The sequence below is a fragment of the Sphingobium cyanobacteriorum genome, assembly GCF_030580935.1.
GTDB lineage: Bacteria > Pseudomonadota > Alphaproteobacteria > Sphingomonadales > Sphingomonadaceae > Sphingobium > Sphingobium cyanobacteriorum.
Genome location: NZ_JAUQOM010000005.1, coordinates 38,219 through 51,077 on the forward strand (window position 1 = coordinate 38,219; position 12,859 = coordinate 51,077).

At 64.3% G+C, this 12,859-nt stretch carries 12 protein-coding genes and 1 tRNA gene; 11 read left to right on the forward strand and 2 right to left on the reverse strand.

Annotated features, from left to right (window positions below; all coding sequences use genetic code 11):
* Positions 1 to 85: 85 nt before the first annotated feature.
* Together Q4610_RS11530 and Q4610_RS11535 are read left to right on the forward strand one after the other, a co-directional pair.
* A complete protein-coding gene (locus Q4610_RS11530) occupies positions 86 to 805 on the forward strand; it encodes a response regulator (RefSeq protein ID WP_304536103.1) in 720 nt (239 codons plus the stop codon).
* Complete coding sequence (locus tag Q4610_RS11535) at positions 802 to 2,163, forward strand: sensor histidine kinase (RefSeq protein ID WP_304536104.1); 1,362 nt, start codon at positions 802 to 804, stop codon at positions 2,161 to 2,163. The genes Q4610_RS11530 and Q4610_RS11535 overlap by 4 nt, the downstream gene beginning before the upstream one ends.
* Before the next feature lie 469 nt (positions 2,164 to 2,632).
* Here the strand turns inward: Q4610_RS11535 and Q4610_RS11540 are convergent, their stop codons facing one another.
* Positions 2,633 to 3,196, reverse strand: a complete 564-nt coding sequence (locus Q4610_RS11540; protein ID WP_304536105.1) for a hypothetical protein — start codon at positions 3,194 to 3,196, stop codon at positions 2,633 to 2,635.
* Positions 3,197 to 3,473: 277 nt separating this feature from the next.
* Here Q4610_RS11540 and rpsM point away from each other — a divergent pair, with 277 nt between their 5' ends.
* From rpsM to guaA, 8 genes are all read left to right on the forward strand, one after another.
* Positions 3,474 to 3,842 carry a 30S ribosomal protein S13 gene (gene rpsM, locus Q4610_RS11545; RefSeq protein WP_304536106.1) on the forward strand — a complete coding sequence of 123 codons (369 nt, stop codon included), beginning with the start codon at positions 3,474 to 3,476 and terminating at the stop codon, positions 3,840 to 3,842.
* Between the two features lie 76 nt (positions 3,843 to 3,918).
* Positions 3,919 to 4,308 (forward strand): 30S ribosomal protein S11, encoded by a 390-nt coding sequence (gene rpsK / locus Q4610_RS11550; protein ID WP_004208752.1) that lies wholly within the window; start codon positions 3,919 to 3,921, stop codon positions 4,306 to 4,308.
* Between the two features lie 120 nt (positions 4,309 to 4,428).
* A complete protein-coding gene (locus Q4610_RS11555; protein WP_304536107.1) occupies positions 4,429 to 5,490 on the forward strand; it encodes a DNA-directed RNA polymerase subunit alpha in 1,062 nt (353 codons plus the stop codon).
* Between the two features lie 122 nt (positions 5,491 to 5,612).
* The gene (gene rplQ / locus Q4610_RS11560; RefSeq protein WP_304536108.1) at positions 5,613 to 6,035 is read left to right on the forward strand and encodes a 50S ribosomal protein L17; all 423 of its coding nucleotides are present in this window, start codon (positions 5,613 to 5,615) and stop codon (positions 6,033 to 6,035) included.
* Positions 6,036 to 6,141: 106 nt separating this feature from the next.
* The gene (locus Q4610_RS11565; protein WP_304536109.1) at positions 6,142 to 8,304 is read left to right on the forward strand and encodes a prolyl oligopeptidase family serine peptidase; all 2,163 of its coding nucleotides are present in this window, start codon (positions 6,142 to 6,144) and stop codon (positions 8,302 to 8,304) included.
* Between the two features lie 109 nt (positions 8,305 to 8,413).
* Positions 8,414 to 9,037 carry a hypothetical protein gene (locus Q4610_RS11570; RefSeq protein WP_304536110.1) on the forward strand — a complete coding sequence of 208 codons (624 nt, stop codon included), beginning with the start codon at positions 8,414 to 8,416 and terminating at the stop codon, positions 9,035 to 9,037.
* Between the two features lie 156 nt (positions 9,038 to 9,193).
* Positions 9,194 to 10,441, forward strand: coding sequence for a TCR/Tet family MFS transporter (locus Q4610_RS11575; RefSeq protein WP_304536111.1), 1,248 nt, complete (start codon positions 9,194 to 9,196; stop codon positions 10,439 to 10,441).
* A gap of 43 nt (positions 10,442 to 10,484) precedes the next feature.
* Entirely contained in the window at positions 10,485 to 12,044 is a 1,560-nt protein-coding gene (gene guaA / locus Q4610_RS11580; protein ID WP_304536112.1) for a glutamine-hydrolyzing GMP synthase, read from the forward strand.
* 482 nt (positions 12,045 to 12,526) lie between these two features.
* Here guaA and Q4610_RS11585 read toward each other — a convergent pair.
* Positions 12,527 to 12,601 (reverse strand) — tRNA-Thr (locus Q4610_RS11585).
* A gap of 90 nt (positions 12,602 to 12,691) precedes the next feature.
* On the opposite strand from Q4610_RS11585, the gene Q4610_RS11590 reads away from it, so the two are divergent.
* A complete protein-coding gene (locus tag Q4610_RS11590) occupies positions 12,692 to 12,856 on the forward strand; it encodes a hypothetical protein (protein ID WP_304536113.1) in 165 nt (54 codons plus the stop codon).
* Positions 12,857 to 12,859: the final 3 nt, after the last annotated feature.

Below are 12,859 nucleotides of genomic sequence, written 5' to 3' on the forward strand. Positions count from 1 at the left end.
GCCACCCGACCGGGAAGGGCGAAGGCTTGCCCCCCTTCACGCCTTCGCCCTTCCAACCCCCTGCAACCCGTGACAGACAGGCAGCATGAGCGACCGTCCCCATCTCCTGCTCGTCGATGACGAGCGTTCGATCCGCGAACCGCTGGCGCAATATCTGGGCCGTAACGGCTTTCGCGTCACGGCTGTCGGCAATGCCGCCGAAGCGCGACTGCGCCTCAATGCCAGCGCGATCGATCTGGTCATCCTCGACATCATGATGCCGGGCGAGGATGGCCTGTCGCTGTGCCGCCATATTCGCGAAACGAGCGAAATCCCGGTCATCCTGCTGACCGCCCGCACCGAAGAGACGGACCGCATCGTCGGCCTGGAAATGGGCGCGGACGATTATGTCCTCAAACCCTTTTCCCCCCGCGAACTGGTCGCCCGGATCAAGGTGATCTTTCGCCGTGTCGCCACCGGCGGCCAGCGCGTAACCGCGCCTGACGGCGCCAGCTACGCCTTTGCCGGCTGGCTGCTCAAGGCGCAGGAGCGCACGCTGGTGGATAGCGAGGGCGTGTCCTTGCCGCTGTCGACCGCCGAATATAATCTGATGCTGGCCTTCGCCACCCGACCCAACCAGATATTGAGCCGCGACCAGTTGCTCGACATCACCCAGGGACGGGAGGCCAACGCCTTCGACCGGGCGATCGACAACCAGATCAGTCGCCTGCGCAAGAAGATCGAGCCGGACCCGAAGAACCCGTCCCTCATCAAGACGGTATGGGGCGGGGGATACACATTGTCGGCGGAAGTCCGTAAACTGTGAAATGGTTGCGCCTGTGGCCGCAAAGCCTGGTCGGGCAGATCATCGCACTGGTCGCGATCGCGCTGTTCGTGGCGCAGGCGATCAATTTCGGCCTGTTGCTGCGGGAACGGCAGCGGCTGGAACTGACCGCCCGGACCGCGCCCGCCGTCTATCGCATTGTCGATGCGCTCGACAATCGCACGGAGCGCCGGGTCGAACGGTCACGACAGCGCGAACGGATGCGCCCCCGCTTCGTGATCGGCACGCCATCGCTCTCCGGGCAGCCGCGCCCCGACATCGAACGCCGCGCCACGGCCATGTTCCAGGACATCGGCCTGCGCATCCTGACCGTGCGTGTGGTCGAGAACAGCGAAATCATGCCGATCCGCCGCTGGGAGCGAATCCGTATGCGCGCCAATGGCGACAGGCCCCATGATCATCGTGTCGGTCTGCTGACCCTGGCGGCCGAATATGAACCGGGCAAATGGGTCGTGGCGCAGGCACGCAGCGGCGTCGACCGACCGCCGCGCTTTGGCGGCTGGCTGGTGGGTCAGACGTTGATCCTCTACATCATCGTCCTCCTGCCCCTGCTCTGGATCGGCATCCGCCTGGCGCGGCCATTGCGACAATTGACCGCCTCCGCCCAGCAGTTCGCGCGCACCGGCGCGGCCGATCCGGTGGACGAGCGCGGCCCCGGCGACGTGCGCGACCTGACCCTGGCCTTCAACGCGATGCGCGCGCGCATCATCGCCATGTTCGACGAGAAGGACCGCATGCTGGGCGCGATCGGCCATGATCTGCGCACGCCGCTCGCCTCGCTGCGGGTTCGCGCTGAATCGGTCGAGGATGACGGCGAGCGTGCCCGCATGTCTGAAACCATCGACGAGATGAACCGGATGCTGGAGGACATCCTTTCACTCGCCCGCGCCGGGCGCAGCACGGAAACGGCGCAGAAGGTCGATCTTGCCGCGCTGGCCGATGCGGTGGTGGAAGATTTCGTCGAATTGGGATCGCCGGTGGACATGGTCGACAGCGATCGTGCCGTTGCCTTCGTGCGCGCCCGGCAGATTCGCCGCGCGCTGCGCAACCTGATCGAAAACGCGATCGTCTATGGCGAGCGCGCCCATGTGTCGGTGCACCATGAAGCGGGCATGATCCGCATTGCGGTATCCGACGAAGGGCCGGGCATCGCGCCCGCCCGCATGGCCGAAATGCTGGAACCCTTCACCCGGCTGGAAGGGTCGCGCAACCGCGAAACCGGCGGGGCAGGACTAGGGCTGGCCCTGGTCCGCGCGATCATGGCCGAGCATCAGGGCGCATTGCGGCTGGTGAACCGGCCCGAAGGCGGACTGGAGGCGAGCCTGATACTGCCGGCCTGAAGGCGGCAAACACGCCATGCCTGATCCACTTTGGCGCCGCATGGATGGAACAGGCCGTCACCCATATCGCACATGAGAGGGGCCGCCGGGCAGAAAGCCCCGACGGCCCATCATTGACATGGTCAGCGGCCAGAAGCACCGCCCAAGGGGAAGATATATTCGCGCTATCCCTTCACGAAGCTGGGAACGGCCTGTCTGTTGGCACGCAGATTTCCAGTGATCCTGAAGGGGGCGACGCAGCGGCGTCGCTCAGCGGCGCATTCCCCGAATGGACTTGACCGACCCCATTGCTGAACCATGAGACATCGGATCACCTCCTTTCGCTAGTTGAAGCCCGCGTGGCCGGCTTCGATAGTGCCTTTGACCGGCCACGAGAGGGAGTGTGAATCAGACGCATTCCATGATCAAGACTTGTAATTTTCTTTTTTGGAATCATACTTTCCCGTCCGCGTCGCCGGATCGCAAAAGCTTATCCCCTGCAATCCTCGATCACCCGCGCGACTTCGGCCCAGGCTGGCACGATCAGCATCTCCTGCCCGGCCACCTCGACCGCGAATTTGCCCCGGCTATAGGCGATCTGGTCCAGCACCGGGTCGGACGCCGCGCGAAAGGCGACGATTTGCGCCACCGCCCCGCCCGACGACGCCGACACCGCCGGCCAGCTTGTCGCGCCATAGCTGGTCCGTACCGTCATCGCACCCTGCCCCGCCCCGGACCGCGCTAGGCTGATCCGCCGGCTGGCCCGGTCGCAGCCGATCGTCAGCCGCGCATCGGCCCCGCCCGCACCGAAGGTCGCGATCGCGCCTGCCGCTTCGGGGCGGTATGTCCACGCACCCGGCGCCACCGCCCGATATTGCCATTCAGTGGCGACCGGCACGGGTTGCGCGGGCTGTGGCGACGGTGCAGGCGCGGGCCGCGATGGCGCGGCGGAGGGTGTCGGCGTTGCCCCCGGTCGCTGCGGCGCCGGTCCGACGCAGGAGGCCAGCAGGACAAGCGCGGGTGCCAGGACGGAAAGGGACGGGATCGGACGCATGGCGCCTCCATGCCGGACCCGTCCGCCCCGCTCAACCCGAAAAGGGCCGAGCCGCCGACACGATGCGGCCGGCCGCAGGGCAATTGACACTTTTCTCCCGAATCGTTAAGGGCCGTCCTCCCCAACACGCTGGCGAGCGGCGGTGCTTCATGCACTGGCCGTCTTTTTTGCGTCTGGGGGGCATGTAATTGGTCGCTTTTCCTTGCCAGGGAAATCCGGCTTGACGCTTTGAGATAGGATGGCTCGTCCGTCCTGTGGAGCAGGAGATTATAATACCATGGCACGTATTGCGGGTGTCAATATCCCGACCAACAAGCGCGTGATCATCGCGCTCACCTATATTCACGGCATCGGTCGCAAGACCGCGGCGGACCTCGCCGACAAGCTGGGCATTGACCATAGCCGTCGCGTTCAGGACCTGTCGGATGCCGAAGTCCTCCAGATTCGCGAGGCGATTGACGCCGGCCTGACCGTGGAAGGCGATCTGCGTCGCGAAACCGCGATGAACATCAAACGCCTGATGGATCTCGCCTGCTATCGCGGCCTGCGTCATCGCAAGGGCCTGCCGGTTCGCGGTCAGCGCACGCATACCAATGCGCGCACCCGTAAAGGCAAGGCGAAGCCGATCGCTGGCAAGAAGAAGTAATCGTTGAGGGTCATCGCTCCGGCATGACCCTCCGGCGACTTCTGCTTTTGAACGATTTCAGTAGGATTAGATCAAAATGGCACGCGAACCCCAGCGCATCAAGCGCCGCGAACGCAAGAATATCTCGGCCGGCGTCGCGCACGTCAACGCCAGCTTCAACAACACCATGGTGACCATCACCGACGCTCAGGGCAATGCGATTTCCTGGTCATCGGCCGGCATGATGGGCTTCAAGGGCAGCCGCAAGTCGACTCCCTATGCCGCCCAGGTCTGCGCTGAAGATGCCGGTCGCAAGGCCGCCGAACATGGCGTGCGCACCCTTGAAGTCGAAGTGAAAGGCCCCGGTTCGGGCCGTGAATCGGCCCTGCGCGCGTTGCAGGCCGTCGGTTTTCACATCACATCGATCCGTGACGTGACGCCGATCCCGCATAACGGCGTCCGTCCGTCCAAGCGCCGCCGCGTCTGACACGCAGCAGCTTTTAATAGCGGGCGGCGGACGCGTCGCCCGTTTTCCCGTTTGCATCGCCGGATCGTCCTGTCGGGTTCAGGATATCAAAGCGTTCCGGCCCATCCCCAGGGGAAATACATGACTGTCAACATGAAGAACTGGCAGGAATTGAAGAAGCCCAACAGCCTTGAGATCAAGGCGTCGGGCGACGGCAAGCGCAAGGCGACCTTCGTCGCCGAGCCGCTGGAGCGCGGTTTCGGCCTGACGCTCGGCAACGCGCTGCGCCGGGTTCTTCTCTCCTCGCTCCAGGGCGCGGCGGTCACCTCGATCAAGATCGAGAATGTCCTGCATGAATTCTCCTCGCTCGCCGGCGTGCGTGAGGACGTGACCGACATCGTCCTCAACATCAAGCAGGTCGCGCTGCGGATGGAAGGCGAAGGCCCCAAGCGGCTCCAGCTTTCCGCCACCGGCCCGGCCGTGGTGAAGGCAGGCGACATCAGCGTCGTGGGCGACATCGAAGTGATGAACCCCGAACTGGTGATCTGCCATCTGGACCAGGGTGCGACGCTCAACATGGAACTGACCGCCGACATCGGCAAGGGCTATGTTCCGGCCGTCGCCAACCGCCCGGCGGACGCCCCGATCGGCCTCATTCCGATCGATGCGCTCTACTCGCCGGTCCGCCAGGTCGCCTACAAGGTGGACAACACCCGCGTCGGCCAGGAACTGGACTATGACAAGCTGTCGCTGACGCTCGAAACAGACGGCACCGTCACGCCCGAAGATGCGGTGGCCTATGCCGCCCGCATCCTTCAGGACCAGCTCCAGTTGTTCGTCCATTTCGAGGACGCACTGCCTGCCGCCGCCCCTGCCGCGGGACACACCGCCGCTGCCGCGTCGGAAGGCGAAAGCGACACCAACCAGATCAACCGCTATCTGCTCAAGAAAGTGGACGAACTGGAACTGTCGGTCCGCTCGGCCAACTGCCTCAAGAACGACAACATCATCTATATCGGCGATCTGGTCCAGAAGACCGAGGCCGAGATGCTGCGCACCCCCAATTTCGGTCGCAAGTCGCTGAACGAAATCAAGGAAGTGCTGTCGTCCATGGGCCTGCGCCTGGGCATGGACATCCCCGGCTGGCCGCCGGAAAATATCGAGGAAATGGCCAAGAAGCTCGAACAGGAACTGCTGGGCTGATCCAATATCCGTCGCCCCCGGCAAAAACCGGGGCGACAGGCTGGGGTTTTGGGCGGCACCCCCTATTTGCCGCCAGGTCTGGGATACCTCACACGGTCCCTTAACGAACGAAGGAAGTTACCATGCGTCACAAGGTTGGTCATCGTAAGCTGCAGCGCAGCACCGGCCATCGCAACGCGCTGCTGCGCAACCTCGCAGCCTCGCTCATCAAGCATGAGCAGATCCTGACCGGCACCGCCAAGGCCAAGGAACTGCGTCCTTACGTCGAAAAGCTGATCACCCTTGCCAAGAAGGGTGGCCTGTCCAACCGTCGCCTGGCCCATGCGCGCCTTCAGGACGATGTTCAGTTGACCAAGCTGTTCGACGTGCTGGCCGAACGCTACAAGGATCGCGACGGCGGCTATACCCGCGTGATCAAGGCCGGTTTCCGCGCATCGGACGCTGCGCCGATGGCTGTCATCGAGCTGGTCGACCGCGACGTGTCCGCCAAGGGCCAGGATTCGGGACCAGTCCAGGGTGCCGATGACGAGCTGGAAGAGGCTTGATCTGATCGGTCCCGTCCCGTTCTGACAGGACCGGCGCTTTACGAACAGGCCGCGCTTCCCTAGGGAGGCGCGGCCTGTTTTGTTTGGAAAAGTGACACAAGAGAGGATGCGCGCCGCTGCCCTGATCCTGCTGCTGCTGGCAGTGACGCCCGCTGCTGCGCGGCCCGACGGCGCAGCGATCGAGGCGAGCGGCAAGAGCCTGCGCTATCCGGTCGCCAAACGGCTGGACCTGGTCGAGGATCATTTCGGCGTAAAGGTCGCCGATCCCTATCGCTGGCTGGAAAACGACCTGCGCGCCGACCCTGCGGTGCGCGACTGGGTCGCTCAGGAAAACGCGCTCACCCGCCGCTATATCGACGACCTGCCCGGCCGCGCGACACTGAAAAGCCGGATGCAGGCGCTACTCTCGCACGGTCGCTACACCGTTCCGCGCAAGGCAGGCGGCCGCTATTTCTACGGCTATAACAAGGGGCTGGAAAACCAGACCCCGCTCTATGTCCGCGAAGGGCTGGACGGCCCGCAACGCCTGCTGCTCGACCCCAATGACTGGGCGAAGGACGGCGCCAGCGCGCTCGCCGAATGGGCGCCTTCACCCGACGGCCGCTACCTCGCTTATGCCGTGCAGCAGGCAGGCAGCGACTGGCGGACGCTCAAACTGCTCGATGTCGACAACGGCAAGGTGCTGGACGACGCGGTCGAATGGGTCAAATTTTCCCAAATCGCCTGGGACGGCCAAAGTGAAGGCTTTTTCTACTCCCGCTTCGCGCCGCCACAGGATGGGGAAGCTTTTCGTTCCGCCAATGCCAACCAGCAGATTTTCCACCACCGCATCGGCACGCCGCAGACGCAGGACCAGATCGTCTATGCCACGCCCGACCGGCCACTGCTCAGCCATCAGGCGCAGGTCACGGCCGATGGTCGCTGGCTGATCATCAGCAGCTTTCAGGGTATCGATCCGCGCCGTGAACTCCATGTCGCTGAACTGACCGGCGGGCCGGTAAAGCCACGCCTGCTGGTCAAGGGGCTGGCCCATGACTGGCGGCTGATCGGCGGCAATGGAGCGACCCTTTATTTCCTGACCGACGATCATGCCCCCCATATGCGCGTGGTGACGCTGGACGCCGCCCGTCCGCGCCGCAGGGCGAAGCCGGTCGTCGCCGAACGGGCGGAAACGCTCGCCGGTGGTTCGCTGGTCGGCAACCGGATGATCCTGGCCTATATGAGTCAGGCCCAGACTGTCGCCGAACTGGTCGAACTGGACGGGCGCAAGGTCGGCGACGTGCCCCTGCCCGGCGTTGGCACGGCGGCGGGCTTTGGCGGGCGGGCGGGTGATCCTGAAACCTTCTTCAGCTTTTCCGGTTTCGTCACCCCGTCCAGCATCTATCGTTTCGACACGACGACCCTGCAATATCAGTTGTTCGCTCAGCCCGACCTGCCCTTCAACCCCGCTGCCTTCGGTGTCGAACACCGCTTTTACCCGTCGAAGGACGGGACGCTGATCCCCATCACCATCCTGCGCAAGAAAACACTGGCCGACCGCGCCATCGCCGCGCCGACCATCCTCTATGGCTATGGCGGCTTCAACATCAGCCTCACGCCCGGCTATTCGGCGACGCGCATGGCATGGCTGGAACAAGGTGGCGCCTATGCCATCGCCAATCTACGCGGCGGCGGCGAATATGGCAAAGCCTGGCATGATGCCGGGCGCGGCGCCAACAAGCAGAATGTGTTCGACGATTTCATCGCCGCAGGCGAATGGCTCAAGGCCAATGGCTATACCCCGGCAGACGGCCTCGCGATCGAGGGGCGATCGAACGGCGGGCTGCTGGTCGGCGCGGTCGTGAACCAGCGCCCCGACCTGTTCGCCGCCGCGCTGCCGGCGGTCGGCGTCATGGACATGCTGCGCTTTGACCGCTTCACCGCCGGCCGCTACTGGATCGACGATTATGGATCGCCCGACAAGGCCCAGGATTTCCCGCTGCTCTACGGCTATTCGCCCTACCACAACATCGCGGGGGGCAGGGATTATCCGGCCATATTGGTGACGACCGCCGACACTGACGACCGGGTGGTGCCCGCCCACAGCTTCAAATATGCCGCCGCGCTCCAGGCGGCCGACCTCGGCACCAAACCCCGCCTGCTCCGTGTCGAAAGCCGGGCAGGCCATGGATCGGGCAAGCCGGTCGACAAGCTGATCGACGAATATGCCGACAGCTATGCCTTTGCAGCCAGGTTCACTGGCCTGACGATCAGAGCCAGGCCGGAATGAACCGGGAGGGGTAGGGAATGCCTTGATCGTGCTGTCTCACCGCCGCTTTCGTTCAGCCCCCCGACAGCCTGCCGCCCTTATGCCTCCATCCATCGCAGGAGACACAGGCATGATCGGGACCAAGGCACGCTGGATGACCGGAGCGCTGGTAAGCGCGGGGCTGTTTCTGGGTAGTGTCACGGCGGCTGAGGCGCGTCCGCGCTATGGCTATGACCGTGGCTGGGACCGCCATGGTGGTTGGGACCGGCATCATCATCGTCGCGGTAACGGCTTTGGTCTGGGTGACGCGATCGGCGTCGCGGCGATCGTCGGCGCGGTGGCGATCGTCGCCTCATCCCTCAACAAGGACAAGCAGGCACAGGCCGGGCGCAGCGACGATCTTGATGCACCGTCCCCCGCCAGCGGCACTGGCTATGGCGCCAATGTTCGCACCGATACGTCCGCGCGCGACGACGCCGACTTTTCCGACATAGCGGCGCAGGACGAGGGCATGACCGACGCCTGCGCCATCGCCGCCCGTGATGAGGCGCAGAACCGCAATGGCGGCTATGCCGAAGTCCGCCAGATCGACGCCCCCCGCGCGACCCCGGACGGCAGCTACAATATCGATGGCGAGGTCGAAGTCCACGCCAGCTATCGCGCCGCCACCGGCACGATCCATCGCTTCACCTGCGCAATGAAAAACGGCCGCGTCGCCACCGTCTATCTCAGCCGGGACGTTGCGATGCAGTAAAGGAACCGTCCCTGCCTCCGTCATCGCGCTGTGCCGTTTCATCCCGTCGCCTGGACATTACGTCATCACCGCATGACCGCCGCGTCCCTGTGACATTCGCGACCTTCGCCACCGTGCCCCTTGGCAACGGCGTTGCGTCTCTATAGCCCCACCGCCATGTCCGCCCCTGCCACCCGCCGCACCGCTGCGATCGCTTTCATCCTCATCACCGCGCTGCTCGATGTCATGTCGATGGGCATCGTCATCCCGGTCCTGCCGCAACTGATCGAGCAATTGTCCGGCTCCAGCGCGGCCGCGGGCATGTGGAACGGCCTCTTCGTCGCGCTCTGGGCCGGGATGCAGTTCGTCTGCTCGCCGCTGATCGGCTCGCTGTCCGACCGTTTCGGCCGCCGCCCGGTGATCCTGATCTCGGTCGCGGGGCTGGCGCTCGACTATGTGCTGATGGCGCTCGCCCCCAATCTCTGGTGGCTGGCAGTGGGCCGCATTCTGGCCGGCCTCACCTCGTCCAGCTTCACCTCGACCTTCGCCTATATGGCCGACATCACTCCACCCGAAGAGCGCGCCAAAGGCTATGGCCTGATTGGCGCGGCCTTCAGCGCCGGCTTCGTCGCCGGACCGCTGATCGGCGGCGTACTGGGCGAGATTTCGTTGCGCGCGCCCTTCTGGGCCGCAGCCGCCCTGTCCGGTCTCGCCTTCGTCTATGGCCTGTTCGTCCTGCCCGAATCGCTCGCCCCGGACAAGCGCATGGCGTTCAGTTGGCACCGCGCCAATCCCTTCGGCGCCTTGAAACTCCTGCGTTCCCACCCGGAACTCTCCAACCTCGCCGTCGGCAATTTCCTCCTCTATTTCGCCCATCACATCTTTTCCGCCATCTTCGTCCTCTACGCCGGCGACCGTTATGGCTGGGGGGCGTGGCAGGTCGGGGCGTTGCTGGCGCTGGTCGGCCTGCTCGACATGGGCGTGCAGGGCCTGCTCGTCGGCCCGGTGGTAAAACGGCTGGGCGACCGCACCACCATGGTCGTGGGCCTCTGCTTTGGCGCGATCGGCGTTGCCGCGATGGGCCTGGCCCCCACTGGCTGGCTGTTCGTGGCCGCGATGCTGCCCAATGCGCTTTGGGGCCTCGCCATGCCGACGATCCAGTCGCTGATGACCCAGCATGTTTCCGAATCCGAGCAGGGCCAGCTTCAGGGCGCGAACAACAGTGTTGGCGCGATCGCGGGGATCATTTCCCCACTATTTTTCGGCGCCATCTATTCCCTGTCGGCCGGCCCCCGCCCCACGCTACCCTTCATCGGCAGCGGCTTTCTGATCGCGGGCGCTGTCCTGGCTTTGGCGGCCCTGATCGGCTGGCGGGCGGGACGGCAGTTCAAGCCGCAACTGGACATATCGGGACAGGGCGACTAACCGGGCGCGAATCCCTTCCACCGCTCGACATAAAGGCGATTCGATGACGCTGCCCCTTCAGGATTCCATTCTCATCGTGGACTTCGGCAGCCAGGTGACGCAGCTCATCGCCCGCCGCGTGCGCGAAGCGGGCGTCTATTCCGAAATCGCCCCCTTCAACAGCGCAGCGGAGGCCTTTGCCCGGATGCAGCCCAAGGGGGTGATCCTGTCGGGCGGGCCATCGTCGGTCATGTGGGACGACAGCCCCCGCGCGCCCCAGGCGATCTTCGACGCAGGCGTTCCGGTGCTGGGCATCTGCTACGGCCAGCAGACGATGATGCAGCAGCTGGGCGGCAATGTCGAAGGCGGCGAGAGTGGCGAATTCGGCCGCGCCTTCATTGAGGTGAAGAAAAGCTGCGCGCTGTTCGACGGCCTGTGGAACGAAGGCGAGCGCCATCAGGTGTGGATGAGCCATGGCGACAAGGTGACGCAGCTCGCCCCCGGTTTCGAGGTGGTGGCGACCAGCGAAGGCGCGCCCTTCGCCGTCACCGCCAACGAAGCCAGGCGGTTCTACGCCACCCAGTTCCATCCCGAAGTCGTCCACACCCCCGATGGCGGCAAGCTGCTCGCCAATTTCGTGCGCCATGTCTGCGGCCTGGCCGGCGACTGGACCATGGCAGAGTTCCGCGCGACCAAGATCGCCGACATCCGCGCCCAGGTGGGTGAAGGCCGGGTGATCTGCGGCCTGTCGGGCGGCGTCGATAGCGCCGTGGCGGCGGTCCTCATCCACGAAGCGATCGGCGACCAATTGACCTGCGTGTTCGTCGACCATGGCCTGATGCGCCTGGGCGAGGCCGAACAGGTGGTCAGCCTGTTCCGCGAACATTATGGCATCAAGCTCGTGCATGTGAACGCGGAGGAGCGTTTCCTGGGCGGCCTTGCGGGCCTGACCGATCCCGAAAAGAAGCGCAAGTTCATCGGCGGCGAATTCATCGCCGTGTTCGAGGAGGAAGCCGCGACGATCGGCGGCGCCGATTTCCTGGCGCAAGGCACGCTCTATCCCGACGTGATCGAGAGCGTGTCCTTCACCGGCGGCCCTTCGGTGACGATCAAGTCGCACCACAATGTCGGCGGCCTGCCCGAACGCATGAACATGCAACTGGTCGAGCCGTTGCGCGAACTGTTCAAGGACGAAGTGCGCGTGCTGGGCAAGGAACTGGGCCTGCCCGACATTTTCGTGGGCCGCCACCCCTTCCCCGGCCCTGGCCTGGCGATCCGCATCCCCGGTGAAGTGACCAAGGACCGCTGCGACATCCTGCGCAAGGCGGACGCCGTCTATCTGGAGGAAATCCGCAATGCCGGGCTCTATGACGCGATCTGGCAGGCCTTCGCCGTGCTGTTGCCGGTCCGCACCGTGGGCGTCATGGGCGACCTGCGCACCTATGACAGCGTCTGCGCCCTGCGCGCCGTCACCTCGACCGACGGCATGACCGCCGACATCTATCCCTTCGACGCCGCCTTCTTGAGCCGCGTCGCGACCCGCATCATCAACGAAGTCAAGGGCATCAACCGCGTCGTCTACGACTTCACCAGCAAGCCGCCGGGCACGATCGAGTGGGAATGATTCTTGTCCATCCGGGCGTATTCGAAACTACGCTGCGGATGAGACGCAAATCACTAAAAATACAGGAAAAATTTCGCCATATTTTGCCACCTGTCGGGGATAAACCGTCGGGGTGGCGGCATAGCGACCGGATGGACTTTTTTTCTCATCGCAAACATGTGGATAGCGTCAGGCATATCAGCGCCTATGCCGGCGTCCTTTTCCAGTAACATATTGGGAAACCTGGAACAATGAGCGATGCGCCAGGCCCGTTTACAGGCTGGCGATATAGTGGGCTGTGTGAGAAGCTGACCGAGGCGCGGCGCGCTATTGCTGAGGCTCGCGCCCCTTCACAGGAGGCGCAGCGCGAAAAGCGCGGCTTCCAGGAAACGAAAAGCGTCGGCGCGTGCGGCCTTCTTCGCGGTCGCAAGCGACATAAGCGCTAACACAAGACAGTCAGCAGCAGCACAGCAGCCTTAAGCGATTTTGAATAAAGGAAGAAATGGTGCTGCCGGTGAGGATTGAACTCACGACCTCAGCCTTACCAAGGATGCGCTCTACCACTGAGCTACGGCAGCACTTTTTTCTTCGCCCGAAGCCGCTGTTCGCGCTTCGGAGGCCGGGCCTATGGCCGCCCCCCGGCCCGATGTCAAGGCGGGTTGCGGCCGATGGCACATTTTGCTTATGCGCCGGACATGACTGAAACACAGGATGAGAAAAAGGCGCGACTGGCGCAGGCGTTGCGCGACAATCTGCGCCGGCGCAAGGCGCAGATGCGGGAGGCTTCGCGGGAGGAAGCGATGCCGCCCCCTCCCGAAAAACCCAAGGACTGATCC

Excerpts from the sequence above, each read along its gene's own strand:
- Q4610_RS11590 (WP_304536113.1), top strand. The coding sequence starts at position 12,692 with ATGGCACATTTTGCTTATGCGCCGGACATGACTGAAACACAGGATGAG.
- rpsM (WP_304536106.1), top strand. The coding sequence starts at position 3,474 with ATGGCACGTATTGCGGGTGTCAATATCCCGACCAACAAGCGCGTGATC.
- Q4610_RS11540 (WP_304536105.1), bottom strand. The coding sequence starts at position 3,196 with ATGCGTCCGATCCCGTCCCTTTCCGTCCTGGCACCCGCGCTTGTCCTG.
- Q4610_RS11555 (WP_304536107.1), top strand. The coding sequence starts at position 4,429 with ATGACTGTCAACATGAAGAACTGGCAGGAATTGAAGAAGCCCAACAGC.
- Q4610_RS11570 (WP_304536110.1), top strand. The coding sequence starts at position 8,414 with ATGATCGGGACCAAGGCACGCTGGATGACCGGAGCGCTGGTAAGCGCG.
- guaA (WP_304536112.1), top strand. The coding sequence starts at position 10,485 with ATGACGCTGCCCCTTCAGGATTCCATTCTCATCGTGGACTTCGGCAGC.
- Q4610_RS11565 (WP_304536109.1), top strand. The coding sequence starts at position 6,142 with ATGCGCGCCGCTGCCCTGATCCTGCTGCTGCTGGCAGTGACGCCCGCT.
- rpsK (WP_004208752.1), top strand. The coding sequence starts at position 3,919 with ATGGCACGCGAACCCCAGCGCATCAAGCGCCGCGAACGCAAGAATATC.
- rplQ (WP_304536108.1), top strand. The coding sequence starts at position 5,613 with ATGCGTCACAAGGTTGGTCATCGTAAGCTGCAGCGCAGCACCGGCCAT.
- Q4610_RS11530 (WP_304536103.1), top strand. The coding sequence starts at position 86 with ATGAGCGACCGTCCCCATCTCCTGCTCGTCGATGACGAGCGTTCGATC.
- Q4610_RS11575 (WP_304536111.1), top strand. The coding sequence starts at position 9,194 with ATGTCCGCCCCTGCCACCCGCCGCACCGCTGCGATCGCTTTCATCCTC.